At 54.5% G+C, this 22,033-nt stretch carries 16 protein-coding genes; 9 read left to right on the top strand and 7 right to left on the bottom strand.

What is annotated here, in order from left to right; translation table 11 throughout:
* Positions 1-103 precede the first annotated feature (103 nt).
* Positions 104-907 carry a methyltransferase domain-containing protein gene (locus CDH47_RS08860; protein ID WP_100639526.1) on the top strand — a complete coding sequence of 268 codons (804 nt, stop codon included), beginning with the start codon at positions 104-106 and terminating at the stop codon, positions 905-907.
* Between the two features lie 57 nt (positions 908-964).
* Here CDH47_RS08860 and CDH47_RS08855 read toward each other — a convergent pair whose 3' ends face one another.
* The gene (locus CDH47_RS08855; RefSeq protein WP_100639525.1) at positions 965-4,516 is read right to left on the bottom strand and encodes an indolepyruvate ferredoxin oxidoreductase family protein; all 3,552 of its coding nucleotides are present in this window, start codon (positions 4,514-4,516) and stop codon (positions 965-967) included.
* A gap of 158 nt (positions 4,517-4,674) precedes the next feature.
* Between CDH47_RS08855 and CDH47_RS08850 the strand changes: the two genes are divergently transcribed.
* On the top strand, positions 4,675-5,163 hold the full coding sequence (locus tag CDH47_RS08850) for an Lrp/AsnC family transcriptional regulator (RefSeq protein WP_100639524.1): 489 nt from the start codon (positions 4,675-4,677) through the stop codon (positions 5,161-5,163).
* A gap of 91 nt (positions 5,164-5,254) precedes the next feature.
* Here CDH47_RS08850 and CDH47_RS08845 read toward each other — a convergent pair whose 3' ends face one another.
* On the bottom strand, positions 5,255-6,193 hold the full coding sequence (locus tag CDH47_RS08845) for a DMT family transporter (protein ID WP_100639523.1): 939 nt from the start codon (positions 6,191-6,193) through the stop codon (positions 5,255-5,257).
* A 141-nt stretch (positions 6,194-6,334) separates the two neighbouring features.
* Here CDH47_RS08845 and CDH47_RS08840 point away from each other — a divergent pair, with 141 nt between their 5' ends.
* Positions 6,335-7,171, top strand: coding sequence for a LysR substrate-binding domain-containing protein (locus tag CDH47_RS08840; protein WP_239985663.1), 837 nt, complete (start codon positions 6,335-6,337; stop codon positions 7,169-7,171).
* 64 nt (positions 7,172-7,235) lie between these two features.
* On the opposite strand, the gene CDH47_RS08835 is transcribed toward CDH47_RS08840, so the two are convergent.
* The 4 genes from CDH47_RS08835 to CDH47_RS08820 form a co-directional block, all read right to left on the bottom strand.
* Positions 7,236-7,787: a hemerythrin domain-containing protein gene (locus CDH47_RS08835; RefSeq protein ID WP_100639521.1), complete on the bottom strand. Its 552-nt coding sequence runs from the start codon at positions 7,785-7,787 to the stop codon at positions 7,236-7,238.
* Between the two features lie 155 nt (positions 7,788-7,942).
* On the bottom strand, positions 7,943-9,904 hold the full coding sequence (locus CDH47_RS08830; RefSeq protein ID WP_100639520.1) for a heavy metal translocating P-type ATPase: 1,962 nt from the start codon (positions 9,902-9,904) through the stop codon (positions 7,943-7,945).
* 58 nt (positions 9,905-9,962) lie between these two features.
* Positions 9,963-10,178: a heavy-metal-associated domain-containing protein gene (locus tag CDH47_RS08825; protein WP_100639519.1), complete on the bottom strand. Its 216-nt coding sequence runs from the start codon at positions 10,176-10,178 to the stop codon at positions 9,963-9,965.
* 119 nt (positions 10,179-10,297) lie between these two features.
* Positions 10,298-11,059 (bottom strand): Crp/Fnr family transcriptional regulator, encoded by a 762-nt coding sequence (locus CDH47_RS08820; RefSeq protein WP_100639518.1) that lies wholly within the window; start codon positions 11,057-11,059, stop codon positions 10,298-10,300.
* 188 nt (positions 11,060-11,247) lie between these two features.
* Here CDH47_RS08820 and CDH47_RS08815 point away from each other — a divergent pair, with 188 nt between their 5' ends.
* Positions 11,248-12,132 carry an alpha/beta hydrolase family protein gene (locus tag CDH47_RS08815; RefSeq protein ID WP_100639517.1) on the top strand — a complete coding sequence of 295 codons (885 nt, stop codon included), beginning with the start codon at positions 11,248-11,250 and terminating at the stop codon, positions 12,130-12,132.
* Positions 12,133-12,159: 27 nt separating this feature from the next.
* Positions 12,160-13,107 (top strand): 5'-nucleotidase, encoded by a 948-nt coding sequence (locus CDH47_RS08810; RefSeq protein WP_100639516.1) that lies wholly within the window; start codon positions 12,160-12,162, stop codon positions 13,105-13,107.
* Between the two features lie 2 nt (positions 13,108-13,109).
* Here the strand turns inward: CDH47_RS08810 and CDH47_RS08805 are convergent, their stop codons facing one another.
* A complete protein-coding gene (locus tag CDH47_RS08805) occupies positions 13,110-14,993 on the bottom strand; it encodes a sigma-54-dependent Fis family transcriptional regulator (RefSeq protein ID WP_100639773.1) in 1,884 nt (627 codons plus the stop codon).
* A gap of 321 nt (positions 14,994-15,314) precedes the next feature.
* Between CDH47_RS08805 and CDH47_RS08800 the strand changes: the two genes are divergently transcribed.
* The 4 genes from CDH47_RS08800 to CDH47_RS08785 all read left to right on the top strand — a co-directional run bounded on the left by CDH47_RS08800 (position 15,315) and on the right by CDH47_RS08785 (position 21,940).
* Positions 15,315-16,127 carry a transporter gene (locus CDH47_RS08800; protein WP_205077556.1) on the top strand — a complete coding sequence of 271 codons (813 nt, stop codon included), beginning with the start codon at positions 15,315-15,317 and terminating at the stop codon, positions 16,125-16,127.
* 38 nt (positions 16,128-16,165) lie between these two features.
* Complete coding sequence (locus tag CDH47_RS08795) at positions 16,166-18,286, top strand: PQQ-dependent dehydrogenase, methanol/ethanol family (RefSeq protein WP_100639514.1); 2,121 nt, start codon at positions 16,166-16,168, stop codon at positions 18,284-18,286.
* A 24-nt stretch (positions 18,287-18,310) separates the two neighbouring features.
* Entirely contained in the window at positions 18,311-19,816 is a 1,506-nt protein-coding gene (locus tag CDH47_RS08790) for an aldehyde dehydrogenase family protein (RefSeq protein ID WP_239985705.1), read from the top strand.
* Between the two features lie 75 nt (positions 19,817-19,891).
* Complete coding sequence (locus CDH47_RS08785; protein WP_100639512.1) at positions 19,892-21,940, top strand: TonB-dependent receptor family protein; 2,049 nt, start codon at positions 19,892-19,894, stop codon at positions 21,938-21,940.
* The last annotated feature ends 93 nt before the right edge of the window (positions 21,941-22,033 follow it).

Below are 22,033 nucleotides of genomic sequence, written 5' to 3'. Positions count from 1 at the left end.
TCCTGACCCGTTAACCGGTTTTATAGGAATCCTACCGTACATTGGTTGATATAACTGAAACAGTTACAGTATCTGCATCCATAAGCCAGGAAATTCATACTCCATGACCATCACCGACATTGATTTCGGGCAGTTATACCGCAACCAGATGACACAGGCCGGGGGCAAAGAAAAGCCACCCAGCGCATGGGATGCGAAAGCAGCAAAAACGCCAAAAACATCTATCGACAGCCCCTACAGCCAGGCATTTATTGACCGCACAGACCTGAGCGGTTGCGACTCGCTGTTGGACATGGGGTGCGGCACAGGAACCATTGGGCTGGCACTGGCGCCCCAAATGAAACAGGTTACTGGCGTGGATTACAGTGCCGGAATGCTGCGAGCCTTTCAGGAGAATGCTCACGCACTGAACCTGAGCAATACCCGCACAATACAGCGCGCCTGGGAGGACAATTGGGATGACATTCCCCAGTGCGACCTGGTGATCGCCTCCCGTTCAACAGCTGTAATGGACATGGCCGATGCCCTGCAAAAGCTCGACCGCACGGCGCGCAAACGGGTCTGCCTGACCAACCTGGCAGGCGGTAGTTTTATCGATCGCGGCATGCTCCAGGCCATGGGCAGAGACGTTCTGCCAAAACCAGATTATATCTTCATTCTAAATATTCTTTACCAGATGGGGCGCCACCCCCGCCTCGACTATATTGAGGCCAAGGGGCGCCTTGCAGGAACGGCCAATATTGATGATTTTGTGACAAAAGCGGAGTTGTCTCTGGGCCCTCTAACCACCCAAGAAAAAGAGCGTTTGTCGGACTGGTATCACTCAGACCTTGAGCGTGCTCATCGTGGCGGAGAGGGCTTTAGATGGGCGTTTATCTCGTGGGATACGAGCCAGCATCCCCGGTAACCAGTGCTGCATAAGCCTTGCCTTTCAGCCCGTTTCTATCTGCAAGGCTTCATCGTCTCACACATGATCTGCCTCCTTGTTGTTTGCCTGGCTGGTTCGAATCAGCGTCGGCCGGCCTGTATCCAGAGCTTTGATCAGCTGTAACTGTTTATCCTGAACAGCTTCTGCCGCCTGCTCGCGCACCGGGCCGTAGCCCCGCACCTCGCTGGCCAGCTCTGCCAGTTGCAGGAAGGTGTCGTAGTTGCTGGCATTCAACTCGCTGACAATCCGCTCCACCAATTGCTGATAATCTTTAAGCTGGGCGCGGTCCATTTTCCGGTCGGCGGAATAGCTGAACGGATCGACAGGCGTGCCACGCAGCACCCGGAACTTTGCCAGCAGTTTGAATACACGGAACATCCAGGGGCCAAACTGGCGTTTTTTGGGCCGCCCCTGGGCATCCGTACCCCGGTTCATGATTGGCGGCGCGAGATGGAAGTGCACCTTGAAGTCGCCCTCGAAGGTGTTGTTCACCTCCTTCATAAAGTCGGTTTCTGCGAACAGACGAGCCACTTCGTATTCATCCTTGAACGCCATAAACCGGTATAACTGCTGCGCCACAGCGCGAGTCAGTAAATGGTTATTCTCGCCCAGACTGTCCTCTGCTTTACGCACTCGTTTAACCAAATCTGTATAGCGATTGGCCCAGCGACGGCTCTGGTAGCCCACCAGATGTTTGTGGCGAATGCTGATCAACTCATCAAGGCTCGGTTCGGCTTTCACCTCGTCTACTCTCGCCTCGCCGGTATTCAGCAAGTCGGTGATCACCTTCACGTCGGTTGCAGCCACGCGGCCCCAGCCAAAGGCCTCCTTGTTACGCTCAACTGCCACACCATTCAACTCAATGGCTTTCATCAGCGCAGCCTGCGACAGGGGCAACAACCCGCGCTGCCAAGCAAAGCCCAGCATCATCACGTTGGAGAACACTGTATCACCCATCAGTTTCTCGGCTATACCGTTGGCATCCAGCCGTGCGAAATTCTCATCACCCACCGTGTCCTGAATCAGGTTCAGACGTTTCTCCGATTGCATATCCGCATCACGGAAAAGCACATAATCCCCGGTAGGTAATTCGGCTTCGTTGGCCACGACCCTGGTGTGATCCGGGCGCAGCACACCTAGCGCCTTCTGGGAAGATGCAACCACCAGGTCACAGGCAATCACCGCATCGGCCTGGCCGTTACTGATACGAACCTGGTGCAGTTTGTCCGGAGACGGCGCCATGCGAACGTAACTGAGCACCGTACCGCCCTTCTGGGCAAAACCGGTGAAATCCAGCACCGACGTGCCTTTAGCCTCAAGGTGCGCAGCCATGGTAATTAACTGACCCACGGTTACGACGCCTGTGCCACCAACGCCGCCCACTAACACATCGTATGAGCCTGTGAGTTCTGGCAGAGCGGGTTCCGGAATATCCGTGAGCTTGCCCGTAAGCACAGAACCGGTATCCATACCCCGGGATTTGCGCAGCTGTCCGCCTTCAATGGTGACAAAGCTCGGACAGAAGCCGTTAACACAAGAGAAATCCTTGTTGCAGGAGGACTGATCAATCTTGCGCTTGCGACCCAGCTCGGTCTGGCGTGGCACCACGGAAAGGCAGTTCGACTGCACAGAACAGTCGCCGCACCCTTCACACACGTGATGGTTAATAAACGCCCGCTTGGCGGGATCCGGGTAAAGGTTACGCTTGCGCCGGCGGCGCTTCTCGGCGGCACAGGTCTGGTCGTAAATCAGCACCGTGCATCCCGGAATATCCCGCAGCTCTCTCTGCAACTTATCCAGCTCTGCGCGGTCGTGGAAGGTTACGTCTTCCGGGAACAATTTCTTGTGGCCATCGTACTTTTCCGGCTCATCACTGAGCACCACAACCCGGCGCACGCCCTCGGCTGCAACCTGCTGGGCAATCATCGGCACGGTAATCTGGCCATCCACGGGCTGGCCGCCGGTCATGGCCACCGCGTCATTGAACAGGATCTTGTAGGTAATATTGATACCGGCCGCAACCGCCTGGCGAATGGCCATGGAGCCGGAATGGAAATACGTACCCTCGCCCAGGTTCTGGAATATATGGGGGTTGCCGGTGTACCGGCTCTTGCCGATCCAGTTAACCCCTTCACCGCCCATCTGGATCAGGGATTCGGTATTACGACCCATCCAGGACGCCATGAAATGACAACCGATCCCCGCCAGCGCTTTACTGCCCTCGGGCACTTTGGTGGAGGTGTTGTGAGGGCAACCCGAACAGAAATACGGCAGGCGCTTAACGCCACCCGGATCCTGGGCGTTACTCATGCTATTAATGGCCATCAGGCGTTCGTTGTAATCCTCCCCGAAGAAGCGGCCAAGGCGGGCGGCCAAAAAGCCGGCAACCAGCTTGGGGCTTAACTCGCCGACATAGGGAATCAACGGCCGGCCCAGCTCATCCTGCTTACCGGTAATCAGAACCTCGCCGGGGCGATCCGGCTCGGACATGGCCTCCTTAATCTGGCTCTCGATGATGCCCCGCTTTTCCTCGATAACCAGCACTTCTTCCTTGCTATGGACAAAGTTGAGCATGCCCCGGCGCTCAATCGGCCACACCAGCCCCACTTTGTAGATATCCAGCCCCATCTCACGGGCGCGGTCTTCATCAATGCCCAGAAGATCAAGCGCTTCCAGCAGATCCAGATGCCCTTTGCCAGTGGTCACAATACCGAAGCGCGCGCTGGCATTGTTGAACAGGCAGCGATCAATGGGGTTAGCACGGGCAAAGGCCTGCACTGCCGCCAGTTTATGCTCGATGCGGGTTTCCAGCTGGGGGCCAGGCAGATCTGGCCAGCGATAATGCAGTCCGCTTTCAGGCGGCGTGTAATCGTCCGGGGTTACAAACTCCGGTAACGGCGGCAGCTCAACCGAGGCAGCACTCTCCACAGTTTCAGAAACCGCTTTAAAGCCCACCCAGCAGCCGCTGTAACGGGATAAAGCAATGCCCCAGAGGCCAAAACCCAGATACTCGGCAATGTTGGCCGGGTTGATCGTGGGCATGAAAAAGCTCATGAACGCCACATCCGACTGATGCGGCATTGAGGACGACACACAGCCGTGGTCATCCCCCGCAACCACCAGCACACCACCGTGGGGGGAACTGCCGTAGGTGGTGCCGTGCTTCAGCGCATCGCCGGCACGGTCGACGCCCGGGCCTTTGCCATACCAGATCCCGAACACGCCATCCACCTGGCGGTCGTCGTCGGTTTCTACCTGCTGGGTGCCCAGCATAATGGTCGCAGCAAGATCTTCGTTGATTGCAGGCACGAAATCGATGCGGTTTTTATCAAGCAGAGGCTTCGCCTGCCACAGTGCCAGGTCATAGGCGCCCAAAGGCGAGCCCCGGTAGCCACTAACCATACCAGCGGTATTGAGCCCGTGTTTCCGATCCAGAGCAGCCTGCATCAATGGAATTCGAACCAGCGCCTGGGTGCCGGTAAGGAACACCCGCCCCGAGCCTCGCAGGTAGCGATCCTCAAGTTTGTAATTGTCGAGTTGGGGCTCTTTGACTTGAGAGAGATCGGGTTGAGAGATGTCGGTGGACATGGCGCCCTCCTTTCTTGTCGATTTTATGACCAAAATTCTAGAGGGAAGTTCGCAAAAGGTGCTTGCGTATTTCGAAAGGGTTTTTATCGTTTGCACAAGATTCTTTGATAAATCACAATACAGCCAAAGATTCTTTGCAGAAAATCGGGTGTTACCAAATGAAACAGGTGGAACTGGATAAACTTGACCAACGCATCCTGGCGATTCTGCAACAGGACGGCAGAATCAGTAACCAGCATCTCGCGGAACAGGTCGGGCTATCACCTGCAGCCTGCTGGAGACGTGTAAGAGCGCTTGAGGAAAACGGTGTCATCAAAGGTTACAGCGCGCACCTGGCACCGGAGCGCATTGGCCAAGGGCTGTGCGTGCTGGTAAACCTGTCACTCCAAAGGCACACCATTGACAGTACTGCAGATATTGAGCGGCAGGTGAGCAGCTATCCGGAAGTGCTTCAGTGTTTCGCGGTTACCGGAAGTGCCGATTTCGTTTTGCGGGTCGTCGTCCCGGATATGGTCAGCTACGATCGTTTCCTGAACGAAAAGATCTTTACCCTGCAAGGCATCGCGCAGGTTAATTCCAACTTTGCCCTGCGGGAAATCAAAAACACCCAGACGATACCGGTGGGAAGTGGTGACGAGCATTCATGAGCAAATAACCGAGCCTGTGTTCGTCATCAGGCTCAGTTATTTGCCAGTTCTGAAGCCCTTGCAGTACAGAGCCATCCATTCACAGTGTCTATCAGGTTTCAGCCAGCAACTCAGAGCAGGCCTCGTTGCGCTTAATAGTCGCCACGACCGAGCCGACAACCACCAGCAGCGCAGCAAGCGGTAACCGCCAATCCGGCGCTGCAACCCCGGCAATCACCAAAAATGCCGCGGCCAACACAGGCACACCATAGGCAAGGCTGCCAACCAGCGCTGCCGGCCCGCTACGAAGCGCAACATCCCAGGCCACCATAGCAAGCCCATAAGGCCCTACCCCGAGGCCAATGCCCGCAACAAGAGCCAGGCTTGATGGCAGTCCAAAAGCAGCACCGGTGAGAACATCCGCAATGGCGGCGCCCAGAGCCGCCAACAGGAAAAGCCTGGGCATAATTGGCGCAACCGCAACGGGCGCTGCCTGGCAAACCCACGAGTACAGCGCCCAGCAACAAGCCGCCATCAGCGCCAACCCGTATCCGAGCACGTACCGGGAAAAGCCTTCAGTTCCGGCTCCCGGGGAAAGCAGCAGCGCGGCACCCGAAAAGGCAATGAGCGCCCCAAGCATGACTGGCAGAGGTATGCGCCGATAAAAAAGCCACTGACTGATCACAATGAACATGATTGGCCAGGTGTAAGTGATCAATGCCGCTTCTGCAGTCGGAGCCATGCCAACTCCCGTCAAATACCCAGCAATAGCACCGAGTATCAAAGCCGGCAGCAAGCCATATATTGCAATTTTCCATCGCAGGGAAAGCGGAGCTTGAACCTTCTGCACACTGCGAGTGTGGCGCCCTCGAAGGCTCGTGGGCAATGCCACTACGGCGCCACTGATCAGAGCAATAGCCGTCAGCTGAAAAGGCGGAACCGAGCTGGCCAGGTCAACCAGCAAGGGCGCGCCAGCCCAGAGCACAACGGCAAAAAGGGCGGCAATGATACTGACGTAAAGCGGGCGGGAAGGGTTTGGGATTAGTTGCACCGTCGTGTCTCCTGTTGAGGTTGATGAATTGGATTCGACACTGACAGGCTATACAATATCCACTCATCACAAAATCAATTAGTTTTGATAGGTCACATCACGGGAATTGATGCATTGAGAAACCGGATACTGGACCTGAACATGCTTCTCACGCTCGTGACCATTGCAGACACGGGCACAGTGACGGCTGCAGCGGACAGGCTGGCCTACACCCAATCCACTGTGAGCATGCAATTAAACCGACTGGAAGCAGCGATTGGCGTGCCACTGCACGAACGGGATGGGCGACGCATAAGATTTACCGCAGAGGGCCAGAAACTGGTGGGTTACGCCAGAAAGATGCTGGAACTCAACAACGAAGCCCTGGATGATGTGCAGCAGCGCCAGGTTTCGGGGGAGCTGAACCTTGGTATTCCGGAAGACTACGCCTTCCTGCTGACCTCGGTTCTGTCTCAGTTTAACCGGCGGTTTCCAGCCGTGCAGTTACAGGTTACCTGCCGTTCAAGCGTCGAATTGGTAAAACACGTACAGGCCGGAGATATGGATCTGGCCATAGTAACGCGCCAGGCGCGCTCTCCGGGCGGCGAGGTTATCCTTCGCGAGCCCTTGCTATGGGCCGTAGGTGCCCATGCCCAACCGTCTCTCGCCGATCCCATTCCTCTGGCATTCTATTCACCGGGAGCCGATGTTTTTCGTGATGTAGCGGAGCAAGCTCTGGCAAATGCCGGGCGGGACTGGCGAATGGCCTACTCCAGCCAATCCATGACCGGGCTTATGCCGGTGGTCGCTGCCGGGTTGGCGGTTGCCGTTATCACCCGAAACATGCTTACACCACAACTGAGAGTATTAGACGAACGCAGCGGCATGCCAACGCTGCAATCCGTTGAGATTGCCTTGCATCGGCCATCGGGCAGGCCTTCAGAGCCGGTCAAACAGTTGGCTGAACTGATTCGGAGTCATTTATCCGCAGCTGAATAAGGAGAGATTCAGGGAAAAGGGGAATCAGCGGCCAGGTTAGCCCTGGCTCGCTACACTAACCTGCTCAGGCAAATGGAGAGGGGGCTGACTTAAATTCCTCATATAGTTCGGGATAATCCTCTTTGAGGTGGGCCAGATTGGCTTGAGCGCCTTCCGGCAGCATTTTGAGCAGACTCTTTTGCTCTTCCTCGCTCAGCTGTTCACGGAAGAACGGGAACAGCAATTCACGCTCAGCTTTCAAGTAGGCCAGGTGGGCATCGAGATAGGCTTTGAGATCATCAGCAAAGCGATCCATGGGCACTACCGCATCCAGCAGAATCATATCGATATTTTCGGAAAGCAGGTTTAGCCGGTCCCGCAGGGCCTGATAGTCATCAGCCAGCTTTTGGCCCACCTCCCCTTCCTTGAATTTCTTCGCCACCTGATGCTCGCTGTATAAGCGCTCAAGGGGCGTAACAAAGCCGTTCATATAATCGATAATGTAATCCACAACCTCGCGTATGAGATGGAAATCCGGGCGATCGCCCTGGGTAAGGGATTCATGCCTGAGCAAAAGCACATGAAGCAACCGCGCCATATTGGCATGATCGTGACGTACTTGGTTAAGGGTCGCCATATAAAAGCCTCCTTATGATGGTAGCTCGTATTATAGTTATCTTTTCTAACACCATATTGGATCGTTCGCTGCTGGATTACCAGTGCATGCGACAGACACCATTTTAGCAACGAAAAAATGCCGGAGAAGGTAGATCTTCCCCGGCATTGCTCTTGTTAGGCTGCCTGAACACGCTGTTGCGCAGCGGTTGCAGGGTGCCGCTTCTTTACAGGGCGCGCCCGCATCAAACGCATACCATTGATGACTACCACCAATACCGAGATCTGATGGATGAACATGCCTCCTGCCATGTGAACTTCGTTGGCAAACACACCTGCCAACAAACCAAATACAGTCAGCAGCGCAATAACGACATTCTGGCGAATGTTGTTCAGGGTGGCTCGCGCCAGTCCTATTGCTTCTGCAATCTTGCCTAAATCATCTGCCATCAGCGCAATGTCTGCACTTTCGATGGCCACGTCGGTTCCTGCAACACCCATGGCAACACCAATATCAGCGGTGGCCAATGCCGGGGCATCGTTGATACCGTCGCCGACCATGGCTGTCGGGCCGGTTTCCTGCTGGATCTTCTGGATAGCCTCAAGCTTTTGCTCCGGTAACAAGCCGGCTTGTACTTCATCAATCCCTACTTCACGGGCGATACGCTGTGCACTGGCCAGGTGGTCACCGGTAAGCATCACCAGGCGTTTCACGCCACTGTCACGTAGACTTTGCAAGGCGGCAGCCGCCTCAGGGCGCAACCGGTCAGCAAAACCGAGCAAGCCAACAAGCACTCCGTTAACGGATACAGCAGCGACTGTTTCACCCCGTTCGCGAATTTCATCCAATGCGACTCGCGCAACTTCCGGCCACTCATCCACACGGTTTTCCAGCCAGACCGGGCTGCCGATCTCTACACGCTGGTCCTGCCACTGTGCACTGATACCGCCGCCCGGCGCGGTTTCAAACTCATCCACACGGGGGCCAACATAGTCCTCCGGCAAAGCACGCTCAACCGCTCTTCCCAGCGGATGCTCAGACCCACTCTCCGCCAGCGCCGCCCAATGCAACAAGCGGGTACGAGGCGAGGCTTCCTCTACCATGGTCGGCAGAGCCGGAATGCCCGACAAAGGTGTCACCGTGAGCACTTCCGGGCGCCCTTCCGTAAGCGTACCGGTTTTATCGAAAGCCACAGCGCGAATACGTCCGGCTGTTTCCAGATACTCACCACCCTTGATAAGAATGCCGCCTCGGGCCGCTCGGCCAATGCCTGCAATCACCGAGATGGGTGTGGATATAACAAGGGCTCCCGGGCAAGCAATCACCAGCAGCGTCAGCGCCAGGGCAATATTCTGTGTTACCAGATAGGCACCAATGGCCATTACAATAATTGCAGGCGTATACCAGCTGGCAAAACGTTCGATCATGCGCTGGGTTGGCGCCTTGGCTTCCTGCGCCTCTTCCACACGCTGGATAATCCTGGCCAGAGTTGTATCTGCACCCACCCCTTCAGCGCGTACTTCAAGGTAGCCGTCGTGGCTTACCGTACCGGCAAACACAGTGTCGCCCTTTTGCTTCTCGGCGGGTATTGGTTCACCGGTAATGGCACTTTCGTCGATCGCTGCCTGCCCGCTGAGGATGACACCATCCACTCCAAGCCGCCCACCGGGGCGAACGAGAACCGTATCGCCCTTTATAACCTCGTGGGGCGCCAAGGTAACCTCTGCACCTTCACGGAGAACCGTCACCTCGGTAGGTGCCAGCGCCAGCAGATCTTTAAGCGCTGAGCGTGTACGCGAGAGGGTTCGCGCCTCCAGGTAGCCCCCCAACACAAACAGGAAGGTGACTGCGGCCGATTCCCAGTATTCGCCAATGAACAGGGCGCCGACAGCGGCAATGGTTACCAGCAATTCAATACTGATAATACGGGCGCGCAACGCAGCAAACGCCCGCAACGCGATCTCAGTGCCTGCTACCGCAGCAGCAAACAACCAAAGAAAACTGGTCAGGCCGGCCGGGCCACCAAGAAAGTTACTGGCAACACCGCCAATGCCCGCTACGCCAGACACCAGCACCACCGTACCGCGCCGGCTGGCCGGTGAATGCCACCAGCGGCGCAATTTGTTAATAAACTTCATGATTCATTACCTCAACACAGAGTCATGGGCAAACACCGGGTTTGCCCATGACTGCAAGTTAAAATGCGCTGACGCGAGCCTCGTAACCAACATTCTGTACCGCTGATACCAACTGGTCGGTCTTTACCTGTTCTGCGTCGTACTCCACCTCGATACGTCCAGTGGAGAAATGCACCTTGGCATGGTTGACACCTGTAACCTGCCCCAAGGCTTTCTCGATTTTGGGAACACAGGATGGACAGTTCAGCTCGTCACTACGTAAGATGATTTTCATGATCATTCTCCTGCCTTTTCATGATTGATGCATACAGGATGAATGATATTGGCGGGGCTTTATATGTGCTGGAACAAGTAACTCCAACTATTTGTTAAATATGGGGAATTCTTCCAGGCTCAATCAGTAAAACCGGCGTTTTCAATCAGTTTTTCGAGACCATCCGGGTCGCGAAGACGTATCCACTGGCGCCCGGTGTCAAGGTATCCCCGGCGGCGCAGGCTGGAAATAGTGCGGCTTACTGTTGCCGGGGTTGTCGCAACCATGGCCGCCAGATCCTGCTGTGAGAGCGGTGACTGAATCAGAACGCCCTGCTCATCGGCCTCACCCAGCCGGCCGGCCAGATTGGTCAGCACTTGCGCAATACGCGCCTCTACCGGTAGCGTACTGAGTGACCGTATAACATCGTGAGCCGCTTCAAGATCTCGTGCCACACCATCCAGGGCGCTGAGTGCCACCTCGGGATAAGTGCGAATAAGATGCCGGAAGTCCCCTGTTGTTATGGTGAGCACGCAACAATCTGTATGAGCCACCGCTGTTTGCGGATAGCGGCGCTGGCCCAGTGTGGCCAGCCCACCAAAAGGCTCGCCCTGGCTCAGCAAGTCCAGTAAAACCTCATTTCCCGAAGCGCTGTGCTGAACCAGCTTTACCTTGCCGTGAGCAACCAGATAAAGCATCTCCGCCGGGTCGCCTTCATGATAAAGTGAAACCCCAGCCGGGTAATCAGTACTGCGAAACAGGTCGTTCACCGCATCAATGGCCTGTGGCTGCAAGCCACGAAAATAAGGCGCATTACTTAAAATCCTTGCGCGCAGGTCGGCAGAGCAACTGCCCGGGCTTTGGCCGCAGTCTTCCAATGGCGTTGTGCGTTTTCGAATCATGTTAAAACTCCCGAACCAATAGCCTGCAAACACTAAAGCCTATCACCGGAAGCGCGCCGTTACCTCCCTTAGCATAGCTGCCACCACTCGCGTACCCGGTATGAATACAAAAGAGAATTTGCCAGCAAGCTCCTGTTTCAGCACTATTGCGACCAACTTCTTAACAATGAGTCCAAGAGACGCAGTAAATGAACCAGCCCCAAACCCACAGTATTGCTACCGACGCCGGCCACAACCTCACAGCCCGGCTATTCAAGACCGACAGCACCGAGGTGCGGGGCATTTGCATACTTGCACCAGCAACTGGCGTGGCCCAATACCTGTACGACGACTTTGCCCGTTGGCTGAACACCCAAGGCTTCCATGCCCTGACGTTTGATTATGAGGGCATGGGGCTTTCTGTGAACGGCCGTGTAAAGGACAGTAAAAGTGACATACTAAGCTGGGGTAAATATGACTGCCCAGCCATTCTGGGCTTCGTTAAACAACAATATAACGATTTGAAACTCATCTGGATAGGCCACAGCGTGGGCGGCCACATGATTGGCTTTATGGGGCATAACCCAGATATTGACCAGGTGATTACCGTTGGCTGCGGTACAGGTACCTGGTGGCACAATTCACCACCCACCAAGCGCATTGCCTGGTTCCTCTGGTACGTTCTTGTGCCCGCGGTTGTGCCCATTGCCGGCTATTTCCCCGGCAACCGCCTGAAACTTATGTGTGATATGCCCGAAGGGGTCATCATGCAGTGGCGTCGCTGGTGCCTGAAAGAAGAATACGCCGTAGGTGATGAGGGAGACTGGCTACGTGAGCGGTTTGCCAGTGTGCGCACACCCATTACCGCCATTGAGTTTTCCGATGACGAGATGATGTCGCCTACTAACGTGAGAATGCTGCACGATTTTTTTACCAATGCGCCGCAACAACACATTCGGGTAACGCCGGAAGAGATCAACCAGAAGCGCATTGGCCATATTGGCTGGCATAGAAAACGGTATGAGACGCTGTGGGAGAAGGTGTTTGCGCCGCTGTTGCCGGTTTATGAGTGTAATGTGAAGACTGAATCCTGACATTTTCCGAAAAGGAACGCGCTAACCATGCCCTACCCCATCGAAGACAAACTTGTGATCGCAGTGTCCTCAAGCGCCCTTTTCGATCTGGCAAAGTCTGACCGTGTGTTTCGAGAACAGGGGGAAAAGACTTATCGGAAGCATCAGGAAGCCAATCTGGACAAACCTCTCCGCAAGGGCGTTGCCTTTCCTTTCGTGAGACGATTTTTGAGCATTAACCAGAAGTTCCCAGAGCAGTGCCCCGTGGAGGTGGTATTGCTCTCGCGGAACTCGGTGATTACAGGCAAGCGAGTATTCCACTCCATTCATCACCACGGACTGGATATTACCCGGGCTGCGTTTCTGGAGGGCAAATCACCCTACGCCTACATTCCGGCATTTAATGCCGCCTTATTCCTGTCGGCCAATGCCAGCGATGTATCCCAAGCAATCGACTACGGCTACGCGGCTGGCACGGTACTGCCAAGCAAAGTGGTGGATGACAAGGGCGATACGGAGTTACGCATTGCCTTCGATTTTGACGGTGTGATTGCGGATGACGCTTCCGAGCGAGTATACAAAGCCGGCTCGCTGGAGGACTTTCAGGAACATGAAACCTCTCGCTCCCAGATCCCCCACAGCCCAGGCCCACTTGCAGATCTGTTCCGCAAGCTTTCACACCTGCAAAAACTGGAAGATCAGGCATTAACGGATGATCCGGATTACAAGCGAGTGTTGCGCACAGCCATTGTGACCGCCCGCAACGCCCCTTCCCATGAGCGGGTGATTACGACGCTGGAACACTGGGGCGTGGACGCCAATGAGGTTTTCTTCCTGGGTGGCATGAAGAAAGACCGTATTTTGAACGTGCTCAAGCCCCACATGTTCTTTGATGACCAGCGGTCGCACCTGGAATCTGATGCCGGGGATATTCCTATGGTGCATATTCCGTTTGGGGTGGCGAATCTGGAAAAGGGCGCGCCGGTGCACCCGTAGCCTCAAAGGCCAAACCGTTTTATTTTCCGATAGAGGGTGGCCCGCGTTATACCCAGTTCACGCGCTGAAGCACTGACATTATTATTGTGTTTTTCAAGCGCAGCCAGCACAGCTTCACGCTCTGCAGCAGCCAGCATTCCTGCGTTGGCGGCACTCGCCTCGGCCGGAAGGCTGTTGGCTTTGATCTCATCGGGTAAATGATCCACGTCGATAACACCCTCGCTTGAAAGCGCCTTTCCGAGGTTCAGAGCCTGCTGCAGCTCGCGGATGTTACCTTTCCAGGGGTGGTTCTTCAGCAAACTCCGGGCCTGATGCGTCAATACCGGTGGCGCCTCAGGCTTCGTGGCCAGAACCAACAAATGATCGATCATCGCATCAAGATCGGCACGCTCTCGCAGAGCCGGCAGGAGCACTCTCAGACCGTTGACCCGATAGTAAAGATCGTCACGAAAGTCGCCCTTTTCCATCAGCTCATTCAGGTTCCGGTGCGTGGCACAAATCAAAGAAAAGGAGACGGGGCGAGCTCTTTCTTCCCCGAGCCGAACCACGGTTCGCTCTTGCAGTACACGCAGCAAGCGTGCCTGAAATTCCACGGGCATATCGCCGATTTCGTCAAGGAACAGTGTGCCTCCGCTGGCTTCTTCAAACTTTCCTTTAGCGCCTCCTCTGCGCGCTCCGGTAAAGGCGCCTTCGGCATAGCCAAACAATTCGGATTCAATAAGCCCTGCGGGAATGGCGGAGCAATTGACGGCAACAAAGGCACCTTTTGCAGTGGGCCCTGTTGCGTGTAACCAGCGGGCAAGAACTTCCTTGCCTGTTCCGGTTTCTCCATTGATGAGTATCGGAACACCATGCTGAAAAGCACGGCCTGCTTTCTCAAAAAGAGGCGTCATCGTGGCGTCTGCAAAGAAAGGCGGAAGTAAAGAAGGCTGTTTGGTTTCGGGGATTGCAGTGGCAGCAACAGGTGCAAGACCTCGGGACTCCGCGCGCAGATAGAGTCGAGAACCATTATGACACTCCACCTCGATCGGGTGGTGTTGCGAGCGCCTTACTTCATCAGGATGACAGGAAAACAGGTCGGTGAAACACACGCCACCCAGGCTCTGTTCGAGACCGTCGAGATCCAGCATCTGTCGGGCAGAAGGGTTGGCACCCAGCACTTCGCCATCCTCACAGAAATGTATCAACCCACGCATTGCGGAATCGGTCAGCTCCGGACGAAAATGTATCGCCAGAACCAACGCCCCGGATAGATCGTCAACCATGCGGTTTTCAACAGCTCTGGTTGTCAATGCAACGGATTCAAGAACTCCGACCGGACGGCCATCGTAGGGTTTGGACGCGTTCAAAGCACCGATCAGCTTTCCTGACGGGTCGAAAATGGGTACAGCGACGCAAGAAAGCCATCGCAGCTCATGCAAAAAATGTTCATTCCCACATACAACGGTCGGCCGGTGCTCCAGCAACGCACACCCCGGACCATTCGTGCCCGCTGCGCCTTCTGAAACGTCCACACCAGCACTCAGAGCGGAGCCCAGAACTTTATAATGGGGACTGTCATTACCCAGGTAACGGATACTCCGCCCTCCCCGCTCCAGACAAGCCAACACCCAGCCTGCGGATCCCAGAGAACGGAACAAACGGTGCATCTCCGGCTCAGCGTATCTCATCAGTTCTTGATGGCGATCGCGGATATGAGGCAATTCGCTACGGGACATGGCGTTAGACAGAACCTGATCGACGGGAGACAGGCCATACTCTCTGGAACGGAGCCAGGACCTCATCACTTCATCCCGCACCCACTGCGAAGGCACGTCGCGCCCTTCATCAAATAATTCACGCGCTTGCTGAACCCGAATGTCCGGATCGAAACGATGTGCCTGCATAACCGCCCCCATCAAACTGTATTGTTATTATCCGTCTGGCTGAAATGGGTGTATCAAAACGATCCAGCTTCTCAACGAGAGCCGCTTCCCCACTTTTAAAAAAACTCGTAAGCCTTTGTTTTTCAATAACTATTAAAACAACGAAAATCTGGCATGCGCTCTGCTTATATACACGTGCGATACCAACAAAACCAATAAGGAATCTGCACTATGCCATCTATACTAGACTATCAAAAAAGAAATTTACCTCTCTCCAGACAGCGAGGCCTGAGCACTGCTCCAGCTGTCTTTGCCACACTATTACTGGCTTCAGGCTCTGCAATGGCTGTCGACGTAGATGCGGGCGATTACACGGCGCTCCCAGCCGGCACCAACCTGGCAATGGGCTACTATCAATTCGCTACACGCGACTCGCTCTATTCCGACGGTAATAAAGCGCCGATTAACGCAGGGCTGGACTCACACATCGGAATTCTTCGTGGCGTGCACTTCACAGAAATTGCCGGTTATATCGTAGACCCTCAATTCCTTCTACCTGTAGGCAAGCTGGAAGGCAAGGACGACACATCGGGGCTTGGGGATGCCAGCGGCATTGGAGACCTGACATTAGCGGCCACTGTGTGGCTTGTGAATGAGCCGGAAAGTAATACCTATTTTGGCATCACACCGTTTGTCTTCGCGCCTACAGGAAGTTATGACAAAAAAGACGCCTTGAACCTTGGAGAGAATCGCTGGAAGTATGCATTGCAAGCAGGCTTTATCACCGGACTTACGCCCAGCATCTCTTTGGACCTTGCCGGAGACGTTACGTTTTACGGAGAAAACGACAAATTTGGAGCCAGTAACGCAACTCTGAAACAGGATCCGTCCTATCAATTCCAGGGATATCTCCGCTATCACATGAACTCTCAATGGGATCTTCGGGCTGGCGTATCGCATACTCTTGGAGGTGAAACAAAGGTAGACGGTATCGACCAGGATAATGAGATGTCCTACACCAAAATGACTCTCGGAACGGCCTGGTTCGCAACCCCGTCTTTACAGTTGCTGGCGAATTATGGGACAGATCTTTCTGTAAAAAACGGATTCAAAGAACAGCACCGTATTAACTTACGCATTCTAAAAGCTTTTTAAACGGGCAAAAACAGCAATAACAATGAAAGGACCTTAAAATGACATTGATAAAAAGCCACTCAGGAATTGGTATCAAGCAGCGAGCAATCCCCGCAGCACTGATTGCATGCCTTGGCTTTGCGGGTGCTGATGCGATTGCAGCCAATCGTGTTGACCAGGTCAACGAGCGTTACATAAAGGAAAACGCCAAAACAGGAAAAGACTGGCCTACCCATGGCTTTGATCACGCAGAAACCCGCTTTAGCCCTCTTTCTCAGGTTTCGTCTCGTAACGTCAACAAGCTCGGGCTCGCCTGGTCCTACAACCTTGAATCAAGCCGTGGTGTCGAAGCCACTCCTTTGATTGTAGATGGCGTGATGTATGTCACCGCGTCCTGGAGCGTCGTACATGCACTTGATGCGAAAACCGGCAAGAAGCTGTGGACTTACGATCCTGAAGTACCACCTGAAACAGGTTCCAAGGGCTGCTGTGATGTTGTTAACCGGGGCGTTGCGCTGCATGAAGGCAATGTCTACGTTGCTTCCTTCGATGGGCGACTGATCGCCATCAACGCAAAAACCGGGCAGAAAGTCTGGGAAAAAAACACACTGACCAACAGCGAAATGAGTTACACGATTACCGGTGCACCCCGCGTTTTTAACGGCAATGTGATTATAGGGAATGGTGGCGCAGACCTTGGTGTAAGAGGCTACATCACAGCGTACGATGCAAAAACCGGTGAGCAAAAATGGCGTTGGTTTACCGTACCAGGAAACCCGAACGAGCCGTTTGAAAACGAGGCCATGGCCAAAGCAGCAAAAACCTGGGACCCAAGCGGAAAGTACTGGGAAGCCGGCGGAGGTGGCACTGTCTGGAGCTCTATGGTTTTTGATCCAGACCTGAACCTCATGTATATCGGCACGGGCAACGGATCTCCGTGGTCACACAAGAAGCGCAGCCCAGAGGGTGGGGACAATCTTTACCTGGCATCTATCGTTGCTCTTAACCCCGATACTGGGGAATACGTGTGGCATTACCAGGCGACGCCCGGCGACAACTGGGATTACACGTCAACACAGGACATGATTCTCAGTGATATCGAAATCGATGGTGAGCTGCGCAAAGTTATTATGCAGGCTCCCAAAAACGGTTTCTTCTTTGTTATTGACCGCGCCACCGGAGAATTCCTTTCCGCCGAAAATTTTGTCGATGTGAACTGGGCTGAAGGATACGACAGCAATGGGCGGCCGATTGAAATTCCCGCGGCGCGAACCATGGAGGAGCCATTCGATATCAAGCCAGGTCCATTTGGCGGTCACAATTGGCATTCAATGTCTTTTAACTCGCAAACTGGGCTCGCCTACTTTCCAACTCAGCACATTCCTATAACGTTAGTAGAAGACCCGAACTGGACAGATATAGACAGTAATGAGCTGGGACAACCAATGAGTGGAGTTGGTTGGAATACTGCTTACAAACTAAACGTAGCACCTCCTTCCAGCAGACCCTTTGGTCGCCTCACCGCTTGGGACCCGGTTAAACAGCAGGAAGCTTGGCGTTACGAGCACGTATCCCCGTGGAATGGCGGTACGCTTTCTACAGCGGGCAACCTCGTATTCCAGGGAACGGCAGATGCACGCTTTATGGCGTTTGATGCAAAGACAGGCAAGCAGCTTTGGGAATCACCCATGGGCACCGGCGTTATTGCAGCTCCGGTCACTTATGAAGTTGATGGCACGCAATACGTGTCGATTGCAGCAGGCTGGGGCGGGGTTTACGGAAAGTCCCAGCGAGGCTCTGACCTGAAGACTCCCGGCACCGTCTATACCTTTGCACTGAACGCTACTGCCGAAATGCCAGAGTTCACAAAGTATCAATTGAACTCATTGGTGTCGGGCGTCAAGTACGATCCGGAACTCGTTGAGGAAGGCACCGGGCTTTACGTCAGTAACTGTGTATTTTGCCACGGTGTTCCCGGCGTAGATAAGGGCGGCAATATCCCCAACCTGGGTTACTCCAAGAGCGCAGTGATTGAAAATCTGGACACCTTTTTATTTAACGGCCCATTTGTCTCCAGAGGCATGCCAGATTTTACCGGCATGCTGAGCGAAAGCGATGTCGAAAAAATAAAGGCCTTTATTCAGGGTACCGCTGACGCTATTCGCCCTAAAAGCCAGTGAGCTGAGGAAATAACAATGAACAAGATGACACATGAACCTGCTGGTATAGAGCAGAAGACGCAAGCGTTCCTGGATCGCCAAAACCACCGCATGCTGATTGACGGGCAATGGGTTGATGCCCTGAAAAACAAGCGTATGCAGGTAGTAAACCCGGCCGAAGAAACGGTGATAGGAAGCATACCTTCTGCACATTCAGACGATGTAAACAAGGCGGTTGGTTGCGCGAAAGCTGCGCTGGAACAAGGCGCTTGGGGCAAAATGAGACCTTCGGGCCGTCAGAATTTGCTGCTGAAGCTTGCCGACCTGATTGAGCGGGATGCCCGAATAATTGCAGAGCTGGAGGCTATCGACAATGGTAAGTCTGCAGCCATTGCTCAGGCGGTTGATATAGGCCTGGGGTTGGAGTTTTTCCGGTATATGGCAGGCTGGGCAACCAAAATCGAAGGTTCCACTCTGGACGTGTCCATGCCTTTCGCCCCGCCCGAAGCTGACTTTTTTGCATACACCCGACGTGAGCCCGTTGGTGTTGTAGCTGCAATCATTCCGTGGAACTTTCCATTTCTGATGGCCTGCTGGAAGCTGGCACCAGCACTGGCAGCCGGCTGTACAGTTGTTTTGAAGCCTGCAGAGCAAACGTCTCTTTCTGCACTGTATTTAGGCGAGCTGATTGCGGAGGCTAACTTCCCCGACGGTGTGGTCAACATCGTTACAGGTGATGGTCAGAGCACGGGCTCGGCTTTGATAACACACCCCGACATAAACAAAATCAGCTTTACAGGGTCAACCCAAGTGGGGCAGCTCATCGGCCGCGCAGCCATGGATAACATGGCCCGTGTAACTCTGGAGCTGGGCGGAAAGTCGCCAATGATTGTCCTGGAAGATTGTGATCCCGAGAAAGCAGCGCAAGGTGCTGCAGTCGCGATCTTTTTCAATCATGGGCAGACGTGCAGCGCAGGCTCGCGCCTGTACGTGCACCGAAGCATTTTTGATACTGTCGTCAATCGACTCGCGGAGTTGGCTGAGGCCATACCCATGGGCCCAGGCCTGGACCCGGCCGCGCAAATGGGGCCTCTTGTATCCCAGGTACAGCTGGACAGGGTCTGCCACTACATTGAGACAGGCTGCCAGGAAGGTGCACGCCTGGTAACCGGAGGCGAGAGGGCAGACCGCAAAGGGTATTACGTCAAGCCCACCATCTTCGCCAGCGAGGATGACAGCCTGGTGATCGCCAGAGAGGAGATTTTTGGCCCGGTACTGGTGGCTATTCCCTTTGATGATGTTGACGATGTTGTGGAGCGCGCCAACGACAGTCGCTATGGTCTGGCGGCCAGTATCTGGTCAAACGATCTCTCTCAGGTCCAACGCTTAATCCCGAGATTGAAAGCAGGCACTGTCTGGGTAAATGGACACAACATGCTTGATTCAAACGTGCCATTCGGAGGCTACAAACTCTCAGGCGTTGGCCGCGATATGGGCAAGCAATCCCTTGATTCGTATCTGGAAACCAAGTCGGTTTTCATGGCCCTCTAGAAAAAGATCCTATCCCCCCTGGCGCTCGAAGCCGGGGGGGTAGCGTTAAATACCACCCATCCCAAGATGAGAGCTATGAATAACTATAAATCTACATTTCTCTTTTTGAGTGGTCTCGTAACCCTCCCATTCACACTGACCGCCCATGGGCAACCTGGCGCCGACATCGTGGTGACAGCGCCAGTGATGGAGCGTGAACTCTATGAAACACCGGCTGCCATGTCGGTCATTCAGCAGAGCGCTATTCAAAAAGGTCAGCCAAGATTGAAACTGGATGAGACTCTGGGCCAGGTTCCGGGCATTTTTGTGCAAAACCAGGAGAACTACGCCCAGGGTGAGCGCATAGCCATTCGTGGATTTGGAGCGCGGGCACCCTTCGGGGTTCGTGGCATTATGGTTGTCGTGGATGGTATTCCTTACACGCTGCCAGATGGTCAGGCCCAGCTGGACGCTATCGACCTGGACAGCGCCGAGCGTATCGAGGTTATCCGCGGGCCTGCCTCGGTTTTGTATGGTAATGCAGCGGGTGGCGTTATCAGCGTAACCACTTCAGACGGGCGCCGTAAGCCCGATGAAACATCGGTTCGCGTCACCGGTGGAAGCGATAGTTTTGGCAAGGTCTCAGTAAAAAACAGCCAGACCAACGGCCCTTGGTCACACAGCATAAGTGCTTCTGCGCTTAACTATGAAGGCTATCGCGACAATGCCAAGGTCGAAAAATACCTGCTCAATACCAAGCTACGCCGGGAGCTGGGCAGCGATCGTTCACTGACTGCCATTATCAGCCTGCTACAGAACCCTCGGTCCGAAGATCCAGGTGCGCTTACCGCTGAGCAGGTGGAAGCCGACAGGCCCCAGGCTGGGCGCTTTACAGAAGAGTACGGCACAGGGCAAACCGTCGATCAGCAAGTGCTTGGCCTGCAATATCAGGACCTGTCTGCCGGGCCGGGTGAGTTCCGGGCCAAAACGTTCTACCTGCGCCGGAACTTCGAGCAGCAGCTGCCCTACCCCGGTGACAGCCGCATCGATTACGATCGGGATTATTTTGGCGCAAGCGCCGATTACCGTCAGTCTCTTGAGCTCTCAGGGCTTCCGTTCCGCTATGTCGCTGGAGTTGAAGCCCGCGAGCAACGGGATGACCGCATCCGCCGTGAAATGAGTTTCGGCGGTGATCTGCAAGGACTGACCGCAGATGAACTGCAAACGGCAAACAGCCTGGGTGCGTTTGCGCAAGGCGATCTGAGCCTTACCGATCAAATCACCCTGTCCGTGGGCGGTCGTTTCGATCGGATTCACCTCAAGGTCGATGATGATTTTTCCGTCGATGGAGACCAAAGTGGCGATCGTACCTTCAGGGAATGGAGCGGCTCGGCGGGCTTGAGCTATCGTTATCTGGAAACTCATCAGTTATACGCCAATATCAGTACCGCCTTCGAAACGCCGACGTTCTCGGAGTTTGCCAACCCGTCTGGGGTGGGTGGACTTAATCCGGAAATCGAACCGCAAAAATCTCTTAATCATGAACTGGGGCTGCGCGGCGAACTGAACAACGGCATTGATTACGACCTCGCGCTGTTCTGGGTAAATGTTCGTGATGAGTTAATCCCTTATGAGTTACCGGGGCCTGATGACAGGACCTTCTACCGCAATGCTGGAGATACAACGCGCAAAGGTTTCGAAGCTGCGGCGGGCTGGCTTTTTTCACCGAGCTGGCGCGTAGAAACCGCACTCACTCTGGCCAGCTACACGTTTGATGATTACCTTACAGGAGGCGTCCGTTACGACGGCAACCGATTACCGGGCATGCCTGAGCAAGTCTGGTCCAACCGACTGACATGGCAAGGCTTGGGTGGCACCTTTGCCGCACTGGAGGCTCGTTATATCGGAGACATGGTCGCTGACGACGCCAATGAGGTAAACGTCGACGATTACTGGCTGGTAAACCTGCGGGGCGGAAACACACTCTATACCGGTAGAAATCTTCTTTTGAAGGGCTTTGCGGGGGTTCGCAATCTGGGCGACAAGAATCACTTCGCAAATGTCCGAATCAATGCCAGCAACGACCGGTACTTTGAGCCGGCCGCCGGGCGTACGTGGTACGCTGGGCTTGAGTTAATTTTCTGAACCGCTTCAAATCGAAAATGCACATTCCTAAGGCCCTTTACAAGGGCCTTCTAATTCCACCAGGAATCCCATCTGCAGTGACGAAGTAGGCAT

The organism is Marinobacter salexigens, assembly GCF_002806945.1.
Taxonomy (GTDB): Bacteria; Pseudomonadota; Gammaproteobacteria; order Pseudomonadales; family Oleiphilaceae; genus Marinobacter; species Marinobacter salexigens.
This window is presented reverse-complemented; position numbering and strand designations above follow the sequence as displayed.

Bases quoted from the DNA above. Each gene is read 5' to 3' on its own strand.
- CDH47_RS08860 (WP_100639526.1), top strand. From the start codon at position 104: ATGACCATCACCGACATTGATTTCGGGCAGTTATACCGCAACCAGATG.
- CDH47_RS08855 (WP_100639525.1), bottom strand. From the start codon at position 4,516: ATGTCCACCGACATCTCTCAACCCGATCTCTCTCAAGTCAAAGAGCCC.
- CDH47_RS08850 (WP_100639524.1), top strand. From the start codon at position 4,675: ATGAAACAGGTGGAACTGGATAAACTTGACCAACGCATCCTGGCGATT.
- CDH47_RS08840 (WP_239985663.1), top strand. From the start codon at position 6,335: ATGCTTCTCACGCTCGTGACCATTGCAGACACGGGCACAGTGACGGCT.
- CDH47_RS08835 (WP_100639521.1), bottom strand. From the start codon at position 7,787: ATGGCGACCCTTAACCAAGTACGTCACGATCATGCCAATATGGCGCGG.
- CDH47_RS08830 (WP_100639520.1), bottom strand. From the start codon at position 9,904: ATGAAGTTTATTAACAAATTGCGCCGCTGGTGGCATTCACCGGCCAGC.
- CDH47_RS08825 (WP_100639519.1), bottom strand. From the start codon at position 10,178: ATGAAAATCATCTTACGTAGTGACGAGCTGAACTGTCCATCCTGTGTT.
- CDH47_RS08820 (WP_100639518.1), bottom strand. From the start codon at position 11,059: ATGATTCGAAAACGCACAACGCCATTGGAAGACTGCGGCCAAAGCCCG.
- CDH47_RS08815 (WP_100639517.1), top strand. From the start codon at position 11,248: ATGAACCAGCCCCAAACCCACAGTATTGCTACCGACGCCGGCCACAAC.
- CDH47_RS08810 (WP_100639516.1), top strand. From the start codon at position 12,160: ATGCCCTACCCCATCGAAGACAAACTTGTGATCGCAGTGTCCTCAAGC.
- CDH47_RS08805 (WP_100639773.1), bottom strand. From the start codon at position 14,993: ATGCAGGCACATCGTTTCGATCCGGACATTCGGGTTCAGCAAGCGCGT.
- CDH47_RS08800 (WP_205077556.1), top strand. From the start codon at position 15,315: ATGGCTGTCGACGTAGATGCGGGCGATTACACGGCGCTCCCAGCCGGC.
- CDH47_RS08795 (WP_100639514.1), top strand. From the start codon at position 16,166: ATGACATTGATAAAAAGCCACTCAGGAATTGGTATCAAGCAGCGAGCA.
- CDH47_RS08790 (WP_239985705.1), top strand. From the start codon at position 18,311: ATGACACATGAACCTGCTGGTATAGAGCAGAAGACGCAAGCGTTCCTG.
- CDH47_RS08785 (WP_100639512.1), top strand. From the start codon at position 19,892: ATGAATAACTATAAATCTACATTTCTCTTTTTGAGTGGTCTCGTAACC.